Here is a 20787-nt window from a genome sequence, read left to right as displayed (position 1 = left end):
TGTTATTAACTTTTTCTGAGTGGCCGGTAGAAGTAACGATAGAGCACACTATTTTCTTCTTTTTCATTTTTGCGCCAGCCGTAAATTTTTGGGCGTTCAAATTCAATCGCAAGCTTTTTCCACAGTAGCCAATCATACAGTGCCAACATATTTTGAAGGTTACAGGCGGATGTTGGGCTGCGGCTATGATGGTGATGGTGCTGGGTAGGAAAGGTCAAAATATGGCATAGCGCATACATGGTTTTGGAAACCACGGGGTTGCGGTGATTTAGTAATTTTAGATCGTAGTCTAGATTGGCGTGGGTATGTATTCCCCAGATGCTTTTTATGGCGGTGCCAATGGCCCACACATGAAATAGCCCGAGGTAAAGACACAAATAGCCAAACCAGTAATTGGGCAGGGTGAAGGCCCAGCCCCAGCCGACAACGATGGTTTGGCTGACGCCCAATTCACCGCGATTGTCGGCGCCGCCGTGTAAATGATGGGTTCGGTGGGTAACTTTATACCAGCGTTGTAGTTTGGCCAGCATGGGATTATTCGGGGTGCGCGCGTGGGCGAAATTATGCACCCAGCCGTGCAAAAGTTCGTCAATCAAAATAAAGCCGATAACGCCAGCTATTAGATGGCGGTCGTCTAGCCATGCTAAAACGCCTGCATGCTCTGGCATCAATAAGGTGAACAGGCCAAAGCTGCTTAGTATGAGCAGTGGTCTTTCTATAAAGTGTAGCCAAGTAACCGCGATCCCGAGCATCTGCCAGTCTTTGCCAGTTTTTTTACCCGCTTTGGTTGCGCCTTTTGCCCACTCATACAGGATGAAAAAGGCAATCACCCCGAGAGAGTAAGTAGTGTAGCCGTTTGATACATTCTCCATTTCGCAGCTCGCGCGCAGCTTGTGATGGTGAGACCTTACGCAGTTTGTTAATATTAGTACAATTCAATAATAGTATAAGTAATATGCATGAAACTTAATTTACGATCGGTTGATCTTAATTTACTCACCATCTTCGACGCGATAATGACCCATGGTCAGATGTCCAAGGCCGCTGAGCAGTTGCACATGACTCAACCGGCCACCAGTCACGCGCTTAGACGTCTGCGCCAGACCTTTGACGATGAGCTTTTTATTCGCACCCGCAATGGTATGAAGCCTACGGTTAGGGCCATCGAAATTGCGGGTCCAATCCAAGAGGTCCTGCTAAAAATACAAGACACACTGGATTCCAATAAACATTTCGAACCCACTGAATCAGATAGAGTCTTTAAGATTGCCTTTGGCCGATATGGCGAGCTGAACCTGTTGCCGCGTATTCTCGAAAAGGTAAATCAGGTGAAAACCGGCATCAGTATTTACTCCCATTTGGATGATCAGGAAACTGGCTTGGAGTCGCTCAAGGAAGGAAAGATCGATTTCTGCTTCGACTTTATTTCGCCTCAAGATAAGCGATTAGATTATTGCGAATTTAAGCCAGAAGAAATTGTGGTTATCGCCCGGCATGATCACCCCCGTTTGGGCGATAAGTCGTCGATCAGCAATAAGCAGTTTTTTGAAGAAAAACACATTGTGATGAGTTTTGGCAGCGACCGTCGCGAGCTGCTACAGCAGTTTATGGAGGAGCAGGGCGGCACCCGTAAGATACTTACCGAGGTGAATCAGTATATTGCCGTGCCGACGGTGGTGATGCAGTCCGATGGCATTGCTATCGTTCCGCGGCCAATGGCTGAGTTCTTTCTGTACAAAGACAGGCTGAAAATATTTAAGCTGCCCCTTGGGCTGCCTTCGCTACCCATTTATTTGATTTGGCACCGGGCGATGAGCCAAGACAAGGGCCACCGCTGGTTGAAATCGCTGATTATGGAGTGTGTTTAAGCGGCGGCTCTAGTATCACCGCTAGGTCTCGTTTAATAGGTGTAGCGAGCCGTTAAACCAAGCGACCTCGGCTGGTTTGTAAATGCCTGATACGAACCGACTGGAGAGTTAACCCGCGAATCAATGGTGGTAAATATATTGGCCGGGGCGACTTGGTCGATATGCACTTCGTCGGTGATGTTTCTTCCCCAGAAAGCGATATCTATATTCGCTGTTCGCCAACCTAAACGAAGGTTCAGTGTGTTCGATGCTGGTTGATCAAACCGAGGGTCTAGCGCTGAACTTGCGTTCGCCTCGCCAGTGTAGGCGTAGTCCAATCGAGAATAGAGATCGCCGCTGGCTAAAGGATAGCGCCAATTCAGTGCTATGTTGCCTTTAAATTTGGTTGCCGAGGGCAGTTCCTCGCCATCCAAGCGACATTGCCCCAGGTCGTTGTCTGGTTCTCGCCCGTAGTAACACTGGCCGCCGTCATAGCTGTCGAAAACGGTATCAATGTAGGCAAAGTTAATTGTCGTTGATAGATTCTCTGTGAGGATCACGGTTGAATCGACTTCTATGCCGTCTACGGTCACTAGGTCCGCATTGTTTATAATAAATACTAATCCCGCGAAACTGGCGTTCTGAAAATTCTTATACTCGGTGTGAAAAATAGAGGCGTTTACTCGCGCTCGGCGATCTAGGAATTCGGTTTTGGCGCCTAATTCAAAGTTGATAACTTCCTCTTCACCGAAGGGACGCATGTCATCGGTTGCGGTGCCATTTTGTAAGCTGAAGCCGCCTGCTTTAAAGCCTGTTGAAATTACCCCGTAGAACATCGTGTCTTCATTGACGAAATAGCTGGTAGACAAGGAACCGGTGATTGCGTCAAAACTTTTCGATTGATTAAAATTATTGCCGTCGGGCGTAACGAGACAAATTAGATTGGTATTTAACGGAGGAATACATCCAAGCGCGGACAACTGCGCGGTTTGGTTAACCACGCCGGTTTTATCCTCATAAGAATAGCGTAGGCCAAATGCCGCTTTCCACGCGTCGCTAAACTCATAATCCAGTTTGGTAAATATACCGAAGCTGTCTGTGTTCTGAGTGATGTAGTAGTCGCCGCGATCACCCTCAACGCCGAGTAGTGGTAATGGTAGTGAGCCTAGATTGATTGGGAGAAGGCCTCTGCTTGCCAATTCTCCGGCGACGGCGCCGCCAAAGGCTTCAACATCTTTTTGGGCGATGAATTCAGGCAGTGATTTGTCGCCCCGACGGAATTCGTTGGTATATAAAAACACCCCGCCGAGCCAGCTGAATGGGCCGCTGGTGTCTGAGGCTATTCGGAATTCCTGAGAATAGGATTCACCTGCTTGGCGATCCTTAAAATCGGCCAATAGTAAACTGGCCTGTTCAACATCGTCTAAATACGTTAAGCCGTCGTAGTCATCGTAACTACTGATCGACGTTAGGGAGTAGCCATCGCCACTGTATTCCATGGTGAAAATGACATCGTTGGAATCACCAATATAACCACTGCCTTCGCTGTATTCGATGAGTCGGTCTGATGGGTCATTTGGTATTGTTAAACTTGCACCCGCGTTACGTAAGATTCTCTGCATGGCGTCGCTTAAAAATACATCGCCGGTGGTCGTGTTCATGTCTTTGTCTGCGTAACCGACGATAAGGCGTGCATAAAGTGATTCGCTGAAATCCATTCGCAGTTGGCCGCGAATAGCGTAGCCATTTAGGCCCTCACTTTTCGGTCCCGCGACATTATCAATTAATTCGCTTCGACCGGTATCGACAAGGCTTAGTCGTCCTGCAATTGAATCGGTAAAGGGGCCGCTAATATAGGCTTTAATTTGTTTTAAATTGTCGCTGCCGAAACTGACTTCGGCCATGGCTTCAACGTTTTCTGTCGGGCCTTGGGTTGCGACGCTGATCACCCCGGCGGTGACGTTTTTGCCGTGTAAGGTACTTTGCGGGCCTTTCAAAACCTCTACGGAACTCACGTCTACTAGGTCGCCCATCCCGATACCCGAACGGGATCGAAAGGCGCCATCAATAAATAGACCGGTGGCCGGCTCAAAATTTGGGATATTCCCTGCATTGCCAATGTTGCGAATTCTGAAAGTGGTCGCTAGGGGGCTAATATTGGTAAGCACGATCAGCGATGGGACCTGTGCGGCAATATCGCTAATGTCGTTAAAACCAATATCGGCAAGCTGATCCGCTGTTAATGCGGATACAGACACAGGGACTGTCTGCATATCTTCTGCGCGCTTTTGTGCTGTGACAATCACCTCTTCAAGCTGTGCGGCATAAGTCAACTCTACTGGCGCGAGTACGGCTGCGCTGATACTAAATATATATGGTCTTACGGTTGAGCGAATTGAGTAATTATTGTTATTCATATTGTGTTCCGGGGTAGACGCGCTCAAGCGCGCGAAGCTTATAATTTTTATATTGACCGGTATTTCTATTCTGCACGCTATCACAATAGGGCCAAAAGTAAAGTAATGACACTATTTATGCTAATAGTTGCTGTCTTTTGATATTCACTTCACTGGCTTCTTTGCTTGGCAATGACCACTGGTATTTTGACTCGGGGTTAGCCGTTCGCCTCGCAGAGAGTATGCAGATCAGGTTTGAGTGCAACGCGTAGATGTTGGCCGCGAATAGTGACTAACATCAAGTTGCTCAGCTTTCGGGGGCTAAAACCGGGGATACCTTTGAGTGGTATGGGGTGCAGGTAACTTCTCTACGCGCAGCATCCGCTCTGGGCCAGTCGGCATTCGATGTAATGACTCGCCGCCAAAGTATCAAGCCGCTGTTGCTTGGGACCTTCACCGCAATGGCATCTGCAGGTGGCGTCACCTCAGAGTCTTCGCTAGATAGGAAAACTGAGGAAAAATCTCCTGTAACGGCACGATCATTGATCGCGAAAACGTTGTCGGTATTGTTTGCAAACACAGACAGCGATGAGTAGGTTTCGGACGCGTTCAATGTTGCAATTACGGGGCCATCGCTAAGATCGTAGGCGCAAATTGCATAGGCAAGATCTGGTGCCGGGCGAACAATCTTCCGGGAATTAGAAGTAATGCGGTCGGGTAGGTATAGCTGGTTTGCGCCGTTGGCCTCTGAGCTGACTTTGAACACAATGAGTGTCATTAACGCCCTAGGTAAAATGAGTATCGCGACCAAGTGAGTGACAGCCGCTATTACGGCTATTGATAGTATCCAGCGAGCTGCGCGTTTCATTGGCAGTCCTCCCGCAGAATGTCGGGAAGTTTGACGGCTGCAGGTGCTTTATAAACACGGCTACTGGGATTGTAGAGACGCAGTGTTAAGGAGTAGTCGCCAGCGGCGCGGCTTGAGATCCAGTTTTTAGGCTGTGGGTCTGCCGATACCATAATCTCAAAATGTCCACCGTCGTCACGTTCGACTGTTGTTTTGGCGATGGACAAGGCATTGTCGTCGTTTTGCGGTAAATAATGATCGGCCGCGTAGGCGGTTAGGCTCCACCAGCGGGCGTCAGGGTCGTTACCTAGAACGCGGTAGTTACATTGTTCTTGTAATAGGTTTCCGCTGCTGTCTTCAAAGGCAGTGAAGTAGAGCGTTTCTTGCTTGGATAAGGCCAGTAAACCACCGATGGCTATCCCCGACCGTTGATACATTCCTGCATCGGTAGACCCGGCGGTTAATAATGTTCGCCACGGGCCATTGTGCACTGACGATGAGTTTAGCTGGTGTTTTAGCATCAGGCTGGCAGACCAAATGCCGATCGCTACTCCGAGGCCAAGCGTGACGGTAATGTTAAGTACTCGCATAGTTTATTTTATTATCGCAAGTGAATTTTGAATGTGTTTATTTAAGCCTGTTCGTTGTGAACAGATAATCTATAAACCACTTATTTTTCGTCATAGTACACAAGGTTTTACACAAAATAATACATAGGTAGTTCACTGACCGCTTATTTTTTTATAATTCGATTTTAGTTTTCAACGCAGCCGCATTAAAAAGTAGCAGGCTAAGCGTTATGTTATTTATATTCTATGAGCTTCTCGCAAGACCTTACTCTATCTCGCCAAGTTCAATAAGACGCTGGTACATTGGCTGAAGCTGCTGTTCAAATTTCTTCCATTGATCAATTCTACTGTTATTGATCGGTGATCTGACTTGGGTTGCCGAAGTGGTTCTAACTGCCCGAGGGTTGTTGTAAAAATGCAGGCAACTTTCTTCCCATGGTAGGTCGAGAAAGGCGAGAAGTGCTTTGACGGTAGATTCGTAGTCATTGATAAGTGTTTCGTATTCTAAGAAGAATACCTTATTTGGAATTACGGTCTGCCAGTAGCGATACAGCTCGGCGGCGCCGTGGTAAGTGTCGGCTAGTTCTTCTTGGTCGTAAGTGAATCGCAGGCCATCTGCAAAGTATTGGCGATAACATCCCCACAAATTATCCATTGGATTCCGTCGGCAGAAAATGATTTTTGCCTCTGGTCTTGCTAAGTGAATGAGCCCTAGCGCTTTGTAATTTTGCAGATATTTATCGGTAAAATATTTAGTGGTGTGTAGTTCACTCGTAAGTAACTGGTACTTGTCGCCAATAGCCTTCCAATCCGCTGGGTTCAGATCATTCGCCCAAAGGGGAAATGGTTTGTCTATGCGCTTTTGTTGCAGTACGGCGTATGAGGCGCGGGTAAGTGCGACTAATTCGTCGCCAGCAGTGACCATGGAGTGGCTGGAGATAATCTGCTCGACTAAGGTAGTGCCGCTGCGTGGTAGGCCGCAAATAAAAATGGGATTAGACGTTTCAGCGTCCCGTGGTAGAGGTGCTTGCTGCAAAACCTCTGCGCTAAAGTGTTTAGGAATCTCGCGAATTTGCTGCATCTCTTCTGCGTGATCGTACTGCAGTAAAGTCCGTTTCAGCTTGGCGCCCTGCTCGATATGCGAAAACTGCTTTTGCGTATCGCCATAAAACTCATAACCGCGTGCGAGCGCGAAGTGAATGCGCGCCCTGTTATGTGCAGATAGCGAAGGCTTACTGAGTATCGACTCCATTTTTGCGAGTTCATCCGCGTCGATGTCTTTGAGTAGGTCGGATCTATTCCAGTAGGCATAACCGTCTAATGGTGAAAGCCGGATACAGCGATTAAAGCTCTCTAGGGCTTCTGGCATTTTCCCGATTTCTTTTAGCGTTACGCCTTGTTGATTGACCGCGTTTATATTCGCGGGCGCTAAGCGTAAAACCTTTTCTATGGAGTGCAGTGCGTTGTCGTGTTGGCCCAGCAGTCTTTGCGCGGTGGCTTGGGAAAGCAAGGCTGCAATGTCGCGGGGCTTGCTGCTGAGGTACTGGTTTGTAGCGGCGAGCAAGCCAGCATAGTCGCCAGCTTCGGTCAGAGCGTTAAATAGTAAATACCATGCTCTAGTGAGCTGTGGAATCTGCTCCAGTAATTGCCGGCTCAATATAATAACAACAGGGGATTTTCCGTCTTTGGCGAGTTGCGCGGCGAAGTTGAGTGCCTGATGTGCGGGCATTTTGTTGCTACCCGGCCGGCCTGGAAGGCTTATCGTGACGTCTTTTCGCTCATGTTTGTCGACTGGAGTCTTGCTCGGTGCTTTTTTACTCGCCATTGTTGCCCGTGATCTTTTGGTAGTGACTGCAAATCTGCTAAAGCCAGCGTGTTGTGTGCCGACGGATAAGTGATTGCTAGAAATGTGTGTTTGTCATTGTAACGTTTGGGTATGGTGGACGATACCGGACCGTAGATATTTTTAAAGTCGCCGGGCCGGCTTCTGTATTTGCTGTTACATGTTAAAAAACATAATAAAAACAATGTGTTATTGATTGTGTGTGGCTCGTCTAAACGGAGGATGGTGTGGCTGGGGGGCATGTGTGAGAATTTTTCACCATACAGAACCCCTATGAAAAACGCGTCTGAAGGAGAATAACAATGAGTCAGGTAGCGCAAGTGCCGCGCCAGCCACATATTATTGAGGCAGCGGAATTACCCGACCGCTATGCCCGTGGTTGGTACTGTCTCGGTTTGGCGAGTGAATATACCAGCACGCCGGTCAAACTCAATTACTTTGGTACCCGCTTAGTCGCCTATCGCGGCGAAGATGGCGAGATGCATATTCTCGACGGTTACTGCCCGCATATGGGCGCAGACCTTAGTGAAGGTTGTGTAGAGGGCAACTCTATTCGCTGTCCTTTCCACTCGTGGCGTTGGGGAGCGGATGGCGTGTGCGATGAAATACCCTATGCCAAGCGTATTCCCGCTAAAGCGGTAATTCGTTCCTACCCTACGTTGGAAGAAAATCACTTATTGTTTATGTGGTTTGATCCCGAAGGCAACCCACCGATTGAAGATCAGCGTCCTCCGCGTATTGATGATGTATTCAGCGATGATTGGACAATTTGGCAAATGGATTTGATGACCATCAATACCAACGCCCGCGAGCTCATTGATAATATGGCCGACGTTGCACATTTTGGTCCTATCCATGGCGCGCCGATAAAAGAATTCAAAAATATTGTGTATAAACATACCTATCGTCAGGAGCTAATTGGCGGGTCTGAATTGTTGGCCGAAGACGGTGAGCTCAGTTCAGAAGCGACTTACTACGGCCCTGCGTATATGAATACCTTTATGACTGGTCAGGTAGAAGGTATGGATGTCGCGTCACGTTTGTTAGTGACCCATGTGCCGATCAACCACAACAGTTTTGATTTGCGCTTTGGCGTGGCGGTGAAAAAAATCGCCGGTATGACAGACGAGCAGAATGAGGAAATGGCACGTCAGTACACAGAGCAAAACCGCACAGCGTTCTTTCAGGATGTGCATATATGGCACACCAAAACGCGGGTAGATAATCCAGTGTTGTGCGATGGAGATGGCCCGATCACTCGTCTTCGCCAGTGGTATAACCAATTCTATTTAGACTTGGCTGATGTGCCAGCAGCATTTAGTGAAAAGCGTGAATACGTGGTGGATTACGCCATACGTAATACCTGATCGTAACGATAATAATAGGGAGTGGTAATGGAAGTTCGCAGCTTAGCTTATGTAGTTATTGAGTCGACGGAGCCGCAACAGTGGCTGGATTACGGGACTAATATTTTAGGGCTGATGGTTGCACCGACTATGCCGGATGACGGTAATGTCTATTTAAAAATGGATACTCGTCCCTACCGGTTTGCGGTTGTGAAAGCAGAGCAAAATCGTTTGGCTTGCTGCGGTTGGGAAATGGCAGATGAGGCGGGTTTCGCCACCGCCAAAGCCGAACTGAAGGCAGCTGGCGTGTCATTTACCGAAGCGTCTGCAAGCGAGGCAAAAGCGCGCCGTGTTCGTGGCTTGATTCGTTTGCAAGATCCGTCTGGCAATGGCCTAGAGCTGTTTTGGGGCGGTGAGTTGGATTACGCTAAATTTATATCGCCTAAAGGCATCTCAGGGTTTGAGACCGGCTTTAACGGCGATATGGGTTTTGGTCATGCGGTATTACCCGCCGCAAAACTCACTGAAACCCACAATTTCTATAAGAACCTGCTGGGCTTTGGCGACAGCGATTATATGCATTTTAAATTCTCGCCAGACCCAGATGATCCGGGCCAAGGTCTGCACTTTATGCACGTTAATAACCCACGCCATCACAGCTTGGCCTTGTATGAAGATAAAGCGAATCCCGTTGGCTGTGTGCATTTGATGTTAGAAGTTACCGATGTCGATGAAGTCGGTTATTGCTTAGATCGCGTAGAGGAAGCAGGCATTCCTATTGTGTCCACTTTGGGTCGTCATACAAATGACAATATGCTGTCTTTTTATATGGCAACGCCGACGGGTTTTGCCATGGAATTTGGCACCGACGGTCTGCAAATGGATTGGGACGGATTTACCCCCACGGTAACGAGCTTGCCAAGTTTGTGGGGCCACAAATTTAATATGCCAGACGCCTAGTTCTCGTTTGGTTTTTATTGCGGTTAGCTGCCGCACTGTTTGCATCGTGGTTAGGCTGTTTGCATCAAGATTGCCGCCTCGCCAATAAGAATGAGTAAAGGAGAAGTCCGATGAGCGTAGCGCAAGCGAAGAGCGAAACTAAAGAGTATTCAGTGGCTGATATGATGGCCGCGATAAAAGACATGCAGCCGCGTCTGCGTGAGCGAGCGGCAGAAACCAAACAGTTGCGTAAAGTTCCGCAGGCATCTATCGACGAATTGCAGGATATTGGCTTTTTCTTAGCCCTTCAGCCTAAGCGCTACGGCGGACTTGAGTTGAGCCCGCAGGATTTCTTCCGTATGCAAATAGCTCTGGCGGAAGGCTGTATGTCTACAGCATGGGCGAGCGGCATTATTGCCGTTCACGCCTTTCAAATAGCCATTATGGATGACCGCGCTCAGCAGGCGATTTGGGGCGACAATATTCATACCCGTGTATCGTCGTCGTATGCGCCGATGGGTAAAGTTACCGTGGTTGATGGCGGCTTTAAATTGAGTGGCCGTTGGGGCTGGTCTAGTGGTAGCGATCACTGTACGTGGGCCTTGTTGGGTGCGATTATTCCCGGCGATGGCTATCGAACTTTTCTCGTGCCTAAAGGTGATTACGAGATCATCGATACTTGGCAGTCTATGGGCTTAGAAGGAACCGGTAGTAACGATATTGCCGTGAACGACGTGTACGTTCCAGATTATATGACCCATAAACAAACCGATGGCTTTGCGTGTACTAATCCTGGTCAGGCGGTTAATACGGCGCCTCTATATCAATTGCCTTGGGCGCAAACGTTTATTCGTGTGGTATGTACTCCGGCGATTGGAGCCTGTAAGTCAGCAGTTGAGTTGTATAAGCATGCGGTGTTGAATAAGGCGAGTGGTGATCCGACTAAATTGGCGGGCGACACCCAAGTTCAAGAACGCATTGCCGGAGCGGTTAACGGCATAGATGAGATGGAAGCGCTGCTGTTCCGGAATTTCGACAATATGATGGCCCTTGTTGAGGCCGGAAAACCTGTTCCAGTAGAGGATCGTGTGCGTTACCGTTATCACGCTTCACTGGTAATCACTAAAAGCATTCAGATTATCGACTCTCTGTTCGAAGTAGCGGGTGGGCAGTCGGTGTTCTTGGGTAGCGAGATTCAGCAGCGCTTTCTTGATGTCCATACGGCGCGGGCACACGTGGCGAATAACCCGACCAGCTTTGCTCGTAACCTCGGTGGTTTAGGCTTGGGTATGGATAACGGCGATTTCTTTGTATAGGTAAATGACAACGCTGTAGTGTTTTAAAACCCGGTATATCCGGGTTTTTTTATGCCTGTGATTTGAGTTTTTCGAGAGAGTATGGAATCTAAGGTCACAAAAACTACTCCTTTGCTTAGTCGCCCTGCATCATAGAGACGTGTAACATAGAGTTTTTCCTAACTATTTATTTAAAGGATAGCGGTATTCATGCGTCGAACTAAGATTGTGGCCACGGTCGGACCCGCTTGTGATTCTCGAGAAATCCTAGCCGAGATGATTAGCGCCGGGGTGAATGTATTTCGATTGAATTTTTCCCACGGCACTGCCGATGAACACGCGGCGCGCGCATTGCTTATTAGAGAGTTGGCCGCAGAGGCTGGTTGCTATGTGGGATTGCTGGGAGATCTGCAGGGGCCAAAAATTCGTTTGCGTAAACTCGCCGTAGATCCCATCGACCTTAAGAAGGGCTCGGCCCTCATTTTGGATACTCAGCTTGCCGATGGTGAAGGCGACGCAAGCCATATTGGTGTTGATTATGAACCTTTGGCGCGTTCAGTGAGTGCCGGCGACATATTACTGCTAGACGATGGTCGTTTGCGCTTGAGCGTGGATCGCGTAGAGGGTGAACAGGTATTTTGCCGATCTGAGAGCGTGGGCAAGTTGCAGTCTCGTAAAGGCATTAATCGCCTAGGTGGTGGTTTATCTGCGCCAGCCTTAACCGACAAAGATATGGACGATATCAAATTGGCCGCTAAAATTGGCCTCGATTTTATTGCGGTTTCCTTCCCCAGCAGTGCGGAAGATATTGAAGACGCAAGAGTGAAGTTGGAAAGTGCAGGCTGTTTTGCGCATATCATCGGCAAGATCGAGCGTGCAGAAGCGGTTGCGAATGACGAACATTTAGACGCACTTATTCGCGCCTGCGATGGGGTGATGGTGGCGCGGGGAGACCTGGGTGTTGAAATAGGTGACGCGAGTTTGATCGGTCTGCAAAAGCACATCATTAAGCGTGCTCGGGTATTAAATAGACCCGTCATTACCGCCACGCAAATGATGGAGTCGATGGTGAGTAGCCCAGTCCCAACCCGCGCGGAAGTCTTTGATGTGGCGAATGCCGTACTCGATGGCACGGATGCCGTTATGTTGTCGGCGGAAACCGCCTCAGGTTTATACCCAGTTGAAACAGTTAAGGCCATGGCGCGTAATTGCGAAGGCGCGGAACTGTATCCTTCTGCGAGGAAATCGAGCTATCGTCTAGAGCGAAAATTCGAGTCTGTGGAAGAAACACTGGCGATGAGCGCGGTCTATGCTGCGAATCATCAAGTGGGGGTGAAAGCGATTGTGTCGATGACTGAAACGGGTAAAACCGTGCTGTTAATGTCACGACTAACCTCCGGTATTCCTATTTTTGCGTTCAGTCGTAATCCAACAACCTGTAACAGGGTGAGTTTGTACCGAGGTGTATACGCAATAGCGAGTCCATCAGACGGTATCGAGATCGCAGGTTGCGTAGATGCAATTCGCTCACGTGGGCATGTCGTTGCCGATGATTTGATTATTGGCACTACCGGTGACCAAGTAGGCGTCGACGGACACACCAATACATTGAAGATTGTGCGAGTGAGTTAGACCGTTTGCATATCGCAGTGCAGAAATGGCGTGCTGTGCCCAATCATTTTGTGGAAACAGCAGCCATTTTTAAGGCGACATCCAGCATACGATTAGAAAACCCCCACTCATTATCGTACCAAGCCATCACTTTTACCAAGCTGCCACTGACGCGGGTTTGCGTCGCGTCAAAGGTGCAGGAGCGGGGGTCGCGGTTAAAGTCCACCGACACCAGCGGTAAGGTATTGTAGGCTAATACGTCCTTGGGAAAGGCCGAGCTAGCGTCTTTGATTACTTGGTTAATTTCATCAACCGACGTAGCGCGGCCGGCGTTAAACACAAAGTCCACCAGCGAGACATTGATCGTCGGTACGCGTACAGCGAGACCGTCAATTTTGCCTGCCAGTTCGGGCAGTACCAAACCCACCGCCGCAGCCGCTCCGGTTTTTGTTGGGATCATCGACATGGTTGCCGACCTTGCTCGGTAAAGATCACCATGGGCTTTGTCGAGCAGATTCTGGTCGTTGGTGTAGGCATGTATGGTGGTGATATAGCCGTTGAGAATACCCACACCTTCGTTCAGCGCTTTCGCTAACGGTGCGAGACAGTTTGTCGTGCACGAAGCATTAGAAATAATCTGGTGTTGTTCGCTAATAGCGTCATGGTTAACACCATAAACAACCGTGATATCGGCGTCGCCAACCGGGTGGGACGCCAGCACTTTTTTAGCGCCGGCGTCGAGATGACTTTGCAGCGCGGCATGGGTTTTAAATTTGCCTGCACATTCAAGTACGATGTCCACATCGAGTTCTCGCCATGGAATATCGGCAGGATTGCGATGCTGGAAGTAAGTGATTTTTTGACCATTGATGATAAGGTGGCCGTCACTGTGGCCGATATCCCCAGCAAAGCGCCCAAAGGTGGTATCAAACTTGGTTAAATGAGCACTTTCTTCTAGGTCGGAAAGATCGTTAATGGCCACCAATTGAATGTCATTTTGCAGACCGCGTTCAAAGAGTGCGCGAACAATATTTCTGCCAATTCTGCCGTAACCGTTTATGCCAATCTTCATCGCTATTACTCACTCTAGATAGTAAATGACAAGCCATTACTCCCACTGTTGACCTCTTGGGTTAATAAATCAATGGGTATCACCACATAGTTTGACCTATGACAAATTACTATTGCATACAAGGTGTTGAAATGAGGGTATGAAATATCCACTGGCGTAGCCACGCCAAACTTTCGCGCTGCATTCATTTTCAAGATATAAACGCAATTGAGTTGCCGGTGAAATATTTGTCGGTCTGTGTCACAAATTTCTAGAAAATAGATGTTAGATTAAAGTCGGTGTGCACTTTATAAATTTGGCCGCTATGTTGCTAGACGAAGAGTGCAGGGAATGTTTTTCTTGTTTGCCCGCAGAATAGGCCTTGCTGAACTAGAGAATGATTATAGCGCCGGACGAATGGCCTGTGATTATCATAGTATGTGTTGTATCCGATCCAATAGGCAGTGCTCGCACCTTTCATGGAAGTTGCTGGCAAGCGGAGTGTAAGGATGAATGGATAGTCTGGAAAAGCTACTTTATCTTAGCGGTGTTGCGGCGGAATATGATAATTATTCTGGACAGCGTTGTATTGTCCCCCAAGCTGATAGATTGCAATTACTGCGTTTGGCTGAACACGATATTGATTCGCCACAGGCTGTTTCCGACGAGATATTTGAGCTTGATGCTCGGCGCTGGCAGCAGCGCTTAGACGCTTTTTACATTACTCAGGCTGAAGCCCTCGTCACTATCTATTGTCACCCGGACGACCTAGACAAAACCTTGAGTTGGCAATTAGTTGATGAGGACGGTGGTGTTAAAAATGGCGCGGTGGTGCCAGCCGATTTAGCTGAAACGGGTAATTATTATATCGATGGTATTCGCTACACTTCTCGGTCCTTAGCGCTAGGTTTGTGTTCATTTGGGTATCTGCAATTAAGAATAACGGTTGGTGATGCTCAGGCGTCGGCGCAGGTGGCGGTATGTCCTGATCGCTGTTTCGATGTAGAGACCGATGGCAAATTTTGGGGTATCGCTTGCCAATTGTATTCGCTTAGGTCTGAACGTAATTGGGGGATAGGTGACTTTGCCGATCTTCGTGAACTGATCTCGGCAGCCGCCGCGAAGGGCGCAGACCTGATTGGTATTAACCCTCTGCATGCCCTGCGTACTGACGGCACTGAAGACGTTAGCCCCTACAGTCCATCAGACCGACGATTTCTCAATCCCGGCTATCTCGCGGTTGAAGAGATACCTGAGTGTATTGACGCGGAATCGATTGTTCAATACCTGCGCACCCCTTTATTTCAGCAGCGAACGACTGCCCTGCGCGCTGTTGATATGGTGAATCACTCAGCCGTTTTACAGATCAAGTATCAGGTCTTAGAACTGGCCTACAGTTATTTTCTGCAACATCATGAAGCATTGGGAACCGAAAGAGGGCGGGAATTCTCAAAGTTTGTGCAAGAAGGTGGCGATGCCCTGCGGCAATTTTCGGATTACGAGTGCCGTCACAATGGCTATGCAGTTCGACACCGTCAGGACATTACATTTTTTTCCTATCTGCAATGGTTGGCCAGCGAACAACTAGCGAGCTGTCAGGTGCATGCGCGTGACGTGGGAATGCGTATTGGCATCATGGGCGATCTCGCCGTTGGTTCAGTCGCCGGGGGCTGCGAAACAGCGGAGAACGCCGAACTCTATGTGACCGCGGTCAGCATTGGTGCGCCGCCAGATCCGTTCAGCAGTGAGGGGCAAGACTGGGGCCTACCGGTGATGAATCCGGTCGCGATGCAGCGCAATCACTTTCAGCATTTCATCAGTCTTTTGCGCGCCAATATGGCCTTGGGTGCACTGCGTATTGACCATGTTATGTCCTTGCAACGCCTTTGGTGGTGCTTGCCCCGAGAACCGGGTGAGGCGAGCCGAGGTGTCTATGTTTACTACCCGACGCAGGTGTTGCTGCCGCTGCTTTGTTTAGAGAGTCATCGTCATCGCTGCGTGATTGTGGGGGAAGACTTGGGTGTGGTGCCGGCGGATATTCGTGAGTTGATGTTGCGCAGCGGCGTCTATGGCAATGATTTGTTTTACTTTACTCAGCATCATGATGGGCAGTTTTGGATGCCCTCTGAAAGGCGTCGTGATGCCTTGTTGTCGGTGACCAATCACGATGTGCCGACATTGTCTGACTGGTGGAGTGAGGACGACTTGCAACGACGTTACCAACTTGGCGTCATCCCTGATCAAGCCTCGCTCGACGCCTTGTATCTCGAACGCAAACGGGACAAGCGTTATCTGTTACAGTGGTTAGAATCTAATCAACTCATGCCCAGTAATTGGGAAGTTGAGGAATTGAGTAAGCCGATGGACATGGCCTTATGTGAAAGTATTCACCGTGGTTGCGGGCGGAGCGCATCGCGCTTTATGTTACTGCAATTAGAAGATTTGCAGCTTCTTAAATTACCGATAAACATTCCGGCAACCAGTCACCAGTACCCCAATTGGCGGCGCAAGCAGGCATTAACTACCCGAGAAATTTTTGCTGGAGTTGAGGCGACACATTTGCTGAATGGGGTGGATAAGGAAAGGACGCAGTGAATAAGCCTAGAAGCACAGCAACGCTTACGCAGTTGGATATTGATGCCATCGTCCACGGCCAATATGACGATGTTTTCGCGGTGCTAGGTATGCACCAAAATCCCTGTGGGTCAGGGTTAGTTGTTCGCGTCATGTTGCCAAGGGCGCAGGGTGTTGCGCTGATCGACTGCAAGAGTGGACGAAAACTGGCTGATTTATATTGTGTCCACGATGACGGCCTATTTGAAGTCGTGCTTAGTCGCCGTAAACATCATTTTGATTATCGTTTTCGAGTGAGCTATTGGCAGGGGGATGTCGATATTGATGACCCCTATCGTTTTCTGCCCAGTTTAGACGACAGCGATCTTTATTTGTTTGGTGAAGGCTCTCAAGAACAGACGTATCGGTGGATGGGGGCGCACAGCAAAACATTGGCCGGTGTGGCGGGGGTGCTGTTTGTGGTTTGGGCACCGGTTGCAAAACGAGTTGCGGTGGTGGGTGACTTTAATAGCTGGGATGGTCGTCAGCATGTTATGCGTAAATATCCCGCCTCGGGGATTTGGGAAATTTTTATTCCCGCTATCAATAATTACGCACATTATAAATATGAAATTTTGGGCTCTGCCGGTCAGTTACTGCCTCTAAAGGCTGATCCTTATGCTCAGTCTATGCAACATCCACCGGAAACCGCGTCCCGCGTTATTCTCAATGAGACGTATGATTGGTCAGATGGGGAGTGGATGGCCGCTCGTCCCTCCACTAATCCCTATGCCGCCCCGATCACTATTTACGAAGTTAATCTTGGCTCTTGGCGGCGGGTGCCAGAGCAGAATAATCGCTTTCTGAGTTATCGTGAGCTGGCCGATGAGTTAATTCCCTATGTTTTGGATCTCGGTTTTACTCATATTCAGTTGATGCCGATCAGTGAGTATCCCTTTGATGGTTCTTGGGGCTATCAACCGATAGGTTTGTACGCGCCCTCTATTCGTTTTGGTAATCCAGACGAGTTAAAGTTTTTTGTCGACCGCTGCCACCGCAATGGGCTCGGCGTGCTACTGGACTGGGTGCCCGGTCATTTCCCCACCGATATTCACGGGCTGGCCAATTTCGATGGCAGTTGCCTCTACGAATACATGGATCTGCAAAAGGGGTTTCATCCTGACTGGAATACCTTGATATACAACTACGGCCGTTGTGAGGTCATCAGTTACCTGCTTAGCAACGCCAACTACTGGCTCGAAGAATTTCATTTTGACGGATTGCGGGTAGATGCTGTGGCGTCAATGTTGTATCTGGATTACAGCCGCAAGGACGGGGAGTGGTCTCCAAACCAATACGGTGGTCGTGAGCATCTTGAGGCGATTGAATTACTGAAAACGCTTAATAGCCGCATGTACAACAATCATCCTGGCATTTTAATGATCGCAGAGGAATCCACTGCGTGGCCGGGTGTTTCTCGGCCAGTCGATGCCGGCGGGCTGGGTTTTGGTTTTAAATGGAATATGGGCTGGATGAACGACACGTTGCGATACATCGGCCGCGAATTTATCTACCGCCAGTACCATCAAAGCGAACTGACCTTCGGCATTATGTATGCGTGGAGCGAGAATTTTATTTTGCCACTAAGTCACGACGAAGTGGTGCATGGCAAAGGCTCATTGATTAACAAAATGCCCGGTGACGACTGGCAGAAGTTTGCCAATCTTCGAACCTTTTTTGCTTATATGTGGGCGCACCCCGGTAAAAAATTATTATTTATGGGGGGGGAGTTTGCCCAGTATCGAGAATGGAATCACGACCGAAGTTTAGATTGGCATTTACTTGCCGAACACAAACATCGTGGTATTCAGTCATTGCTGCGCGAGCTAAATAGGCTCTATCGGCAATGGCCAGCCCTGCATGGGCTAGATTGCGATCCGGCGGGTTTCCAGTGGTTGCAGTTAGATAATCATCAACATTCTATATTGGTATGGCTTAGAAAGGGCGGAGAGTTTGATGCCCCTGTGGTGGTATTGGTCAACTTCACGCCGCAGTCCCATGACGGCTACCGCGTAGGTGTACCTTCACACGGTGAGTATCAGGAAATACTGAATACCGACAGTGCAGAATTCGGTGGTAGCGGCGCATCTCGTCAGACTTCAGTGTTTAGCGAGCCAGTTGAGTGGGATGGTCAGCCCCACTCCATTGCGGTTTCTTTGCCACCGCTATCGGCGCTGTATTTGCTTTACAAGCACGTCTCCTTGAATGGGCCAATAGCATGAGAATGAGTTTATGAGTACCGAGCTCAGATCAGGATATGCCTCTCCCTTAGGTGCCACCGTTGATGAAGACGGCACCAACTTCGCCTTGTTTTCTGCCAATGCGAGTGCGGTAGAACTTTGTCTTTTTGACCCTCAAGGCGTGCAAGAAATAGAACGAATCATGTTGGCGGAAAAGACTAATGACATCTGGCACGGTTATTTGCCGGGTATCAGAGCGGGCCAGTGTTATGGCTACCGCGTGTATGGCAGTTATGATCCGGCTAGCGGTCACCGTTTTAATCATCACAAATTATTGCTCGACCCCTACGCGAAACAGCTAAAAGGGCAGTTTCAGTGGCACGAATCACATTTTGCCTACGACCGCCAAGATCCCCGGGAGGATCTCTCCTTTGATAGCAGTGATAATGCTAATTGGATGCCAAAGGCAGTTGTCACCGATGTATCAAATCGATGCGGATCTGGCCGCCATCTGGTGCCTTGGCATAAGACCATTTTATTTGAAACCCATGTGCGCGGTTTTACCATGCGACACCGCGATGTGCCCGAGTCCTTGCGCGGCACCTTCGCCGGTTTAAGTCAGCCTAAAATTATTGAGTATCTTAAGTCACTGGGTATTAGCAGTATTGAATTATTGCCGGTGCATAGTCATATCGACGAAATATTTCTTAATCAGAAGGGGCTCAGTAATTATTGGGGCTACAACAGTCTGTCTTTTTTTACGGCCCAGCAATCCTATTTTGCCAGCGACGACATCATGGAATTTAGGCAGATGGTGGATCGTTTTCACGATGCCGGAATGGAGGTCATTCTTGATGTTGTTTACAACCACAGTTGCGAAGGGAATCACCTCGGGCCAACGCTCAGCTTTCGTGGCATAGATAATGCCTCCTATTACCACCTATTGCCCGGTGATAAGCGCTTATATGTAAATGATACTGGCTGCGGAAATACCCTGAATATGCGTCACCCACGGGTCGCCCAAATGGTCATGGATAGTCTGCGTTTTTGGGCCGATGACATGTGTGTGGATGGTTTTCGCTTTGACTTAGCGACGGTCTTGGGTCGGCAAGAAAATGGCTTTAGCAAGGACGCGGCACTGTTCCAGATGATGGCACAAGACCCCATATTATCAACCCGCAAGATGATCGCCGAACCTTGGGATCTCGGGCCGGGGGGCTATCAGCTGGGACGGTTCCCCGCGGATTGGGCGCAGTGGAATGATAGCTATCGAGACACAGTGCGACGCTTCTGGCGCGGTGATAAAGGTGTGCTTCCTGAGCTCGCTCGTCGCCTTCATGGCTCCGGCGATATTTTTGAGCAAGCGGGCCACAAGCCCTATGCCAGTATTAACTATGTTACCAGCCACGATGGATTCACCTTAAGGGATACCGTTTGCTACGAGCAGCGTCATAACGAAGCGAATCAAGAGGACAATAACGACGGTCATCGGGGAAATCTGAGTCGTAATTACGGCGAAGAGGGCGAGAGTAGTAATCCTGAAATCGAAGTCTTGCGACGTCGCCAACAACGAAATTTTATTGCCACATTGGCCGTCTCGCAGGGCGTGCCAATGATTCTGGCCGGTGATGAGCGGTATCGCAGCCAGCAGGGCAATAACAATGCCTACTGCCAAGACAATGCCATGAATTGGCTTGACTGGACGGTGTCGAGCGAGGCCGAGGAATTAACCGGGTTTACTCGTCGCATGCTTGCTCTGCGTCGGCAGTTCTCTGTGCTAGAGCCGGATCGCTATCGTCACCATCCCGGCGTACTGGCCGGCGACGGTATTCAGTGGTTGAACGGCGATGGCAAGCTCATGCGAGAAGCGCACTGGCATGAGTCACATAATCAATTATTAGGTTACCTATTGGTGGAGCATTCCTCGCCACCTGGCGATGTTGAGCGATTACTGTTGGTGATATTTAACGCACATGATCAGCCGCAAAATTTTACTCTGCCGAGCTGTGAATTTGATCACTGGCTTCGGTTGATTGATACCGTATTAGAGAGCGGTGTCTGCGACGATAAATTGGATCGCGGTGGTGAGCTTATATCGCTAGCGCCGTTTTCGACGCAGATATTTGCTGCCGGCGACATCCCTCGCGATTTTAATGTGTAAGGCGATACGTCATCGCGACGAGGTAATCGCGTCGCGTTTGAAAAAGAGGTTTTTGGTTAGTGGGCGGTCTGTTTGATGACCTATTAATG

Annotated in this window: 14 protein-coding genes; 8 read left to right on the top strand and 6 right to left on the bottom strand. The window is 49.0% G+C overall.

The features are described 5' to 3' along the window. Positions 1-5 precede the first annotated feature (5 nt). A complete protein-coding gene (locus O9X78_RS15950) occupies positions 6-872 on the bottom strand; it encodes a sterol desaturase family protein (RefSeq protein WP_269620726.1) in 867 nt (288 codons plus the stop codon). An 87-nt stretch (positions 873-959) separates the two neighbouring features. Here O9X78_RS15950 and O9X78_RS15945 point away from each other — a divergent pair, with 87 nt between their 5' ends. Then, positions 960-1868 (top strand): LysR substrate-binding domain-containing protein, encoded by a 909-nt coding sequence (locus O9X78_RS15945; protein ID WP_269620725.1) that lies wholly within the window; start codon positions 960-962, stop codon positions 1866-1868. 32 nt (positions 1869-1900) lie between these two features. Here O9X78_RS15945 and O9X78_RS15940 read toward each other — a convergent pair whose 3' ends face one another. The 4 genes from O9X78_RS15940 to O9X78_RS15925 form a co-directional block, all read right to left on the bottom strand. Beyond that, positions 1901-4264: a TonB-dependent receptor gene (locus tag O9X78_RS15940; RefSeq protein ID WP_269620724.1), complete on the bottom strand. Its 2364-nt coding sequence runs from the start codon at positions 4262-4264 to the stop codon at positions 1901-1903. A 286-nt stretch (positions 4265-4550) separates the two neighbouring features. Beyond that, positions 4551-5111 (bottom strand): DUF1254 domain-containing protein, encoded by a 561-nt coding sequence (locus O9X78_RS15935; RefSeq protein WP_269620723.1) that lies wholly within the window; start codon positions 5109-5111, stop codon positions 4551-4553. Beyond that, positions 5108-5680 carry a DUF1214 domain-containing protein gene (locus O9X78_RS15930; protein ID WP_269620722.1) on the bottom strand — a complete coding sequence of 191 codons (573 nt, stop codon included), beginning with the start codon at positions 5678-5680 and terminating at the stop codon, positions 5108-5110. The genes O9X78_RS15935 and O9X78_RS15930 overlap by 4 nt, the downstream gene beginning before the upstream one ends. 244 nt (positions 5681-5924) lie before the next feature. Further along, positions 5925-7484, bottom strand: a complete 1560-nt coding sequence (locus tag O9X78_RS15925; RefSeq protein WP_269620721.1) for a tetratricopeptide repeat-containing sulfotransferase family protein — start codon at positions 7482-7484, stop codon at positions 5925-5927. A 320-nt stretch (positions 7485-7804) separates the two neighbouring features. Here O9X78_RS15925 and O9X78_RS15920 point away from each other — a divergent pair, with 320 nt between their 5' ends. The 4 genes from O9X78_RS15920 to pyk all read left to right on the top strand — a co-directional run bounded on the left by O9X78_RS15920 (position 7805) and on the right by pyk (position 12714). Continuing rightward, complete coding sequence (locus O9X78_RS15920) at positions 7805-8869, top strand: 3-ketosteroid-9-alpha-monooxygenase, oxygenase component (protein WP_269620720.1); 1065 nt, start codon at positions 7805-7807, stop codon at positions 8867-8869. A gap of 27 nt (positions 8870-8896) precedes the next feature. Further along, on the top strand, positions 8897-9808 hold the full coding sequence (locus O9X78_RS15915) for a VOC family protein (RefSeq protein ID WP_269620719.1): 912 nt from the start codon (positions 8897-8899) through the stop codon (positions 9806-9808). Between the two features lie 110 nt (positions 9809-9918). Continuing rightward, complete coding sequence (locus tag O9X78_RS15910; RefSeq protein WP_269620718.1) at positions 9919-11103, top strand: acyl-CoA dehydrogenase family protein; 1185 nt, start codon at positions 9919-9921, stop codon at positions 11101-11103. Positions 11104-11292: 189 nt separating this feature from the next. Continuing rightward, the gene (gene pyk / locus O9X78_RS15905; RefSeq protein ID WP_269620717.1) at positions 11293-12714 is read left to right on the top strand and encodes a pyruvate kinase; all 1422 of its coding nucleotides are present in this window, start codon (positions 11293-11295) and stop codon (positions 12712-12714) included. Between the two features lie 43 nt (positions 12715-12757). On the opposite strand, the gene gap is transcribed toward pyk, so the two are convergent. Continuing rightward, positions 12758-13765, bottom strand: a complete 1008-nt coding sequence (gene gap / locus O9X78_RS15900) for a type I glyceraldehyde-3-phosphate dehydrogenase (protein WP_269620716.1) — start codon at positions 13763-13765, stop codon at positions 12758-12760. Positions 13766-14257: 492 nt separating this feature from the next. On the opposite strand from gap, the gene malQ reads away from it, so the two are divergent. Genes malQ through glgX form a run of 3 tightly spaced genes read left to right on the top strand, consistent with a single transcriptional unit; the run spans position 14258 to position 20698 of the window. Beyond that, the gene (malQ, locus tag O9X78_RS15895) at positions 14258-16339 is read left to right on the top strand and encodes a 4-alpha-glucanotransferase (RefSeq protein WP_269620715.1); all 2082 of its coding nucleotides are present in this window, start codon (positions 14258-14260) and stop codon (positions 16337-16339) included. Then, entirely contained in the window at positions 16336-18579 is a 2244-nt protein-coding gene (gene glgB, locus O9X78_RS15890; protein WP_269620714.1) for a 1,4-alpha-glucan branching protein GlgB, read from the top strand. The genes malQ and glgB overlap by 4 nt, the downstream gene beginning before the upstream one ends. 10 nt (positions 18580-18589) lie before the next feature. After that, complete coding sequence (gene glgX / locus O9X78_RS15885) at positions 18590-20698, top strand: glycogen debranching protein GlgX (RefSeq protein ID WP_269620713.1); 2109 nt, start codon at positions 18590-18592, stop codon at positions 20696-20698. Positions 20699-20787 lie beyond the last annotated feature (89 nt).

Source organism: Zhongshania aquatica (assembly GCF_027257955.1).
Classification (GTDB): domain Bacteria; phylum Pseudomonadota; class Gammaproteobacteria; order Pseudomonadales; family Spongiibacteraceae; genus Spongiibacter; species Spongiibacter aquatica.
The sequence above is the reverse complement of the archived record's forward strand: the minus strand, read 5'-3'. Positions and strand labels throughout refer to the sequence as shown.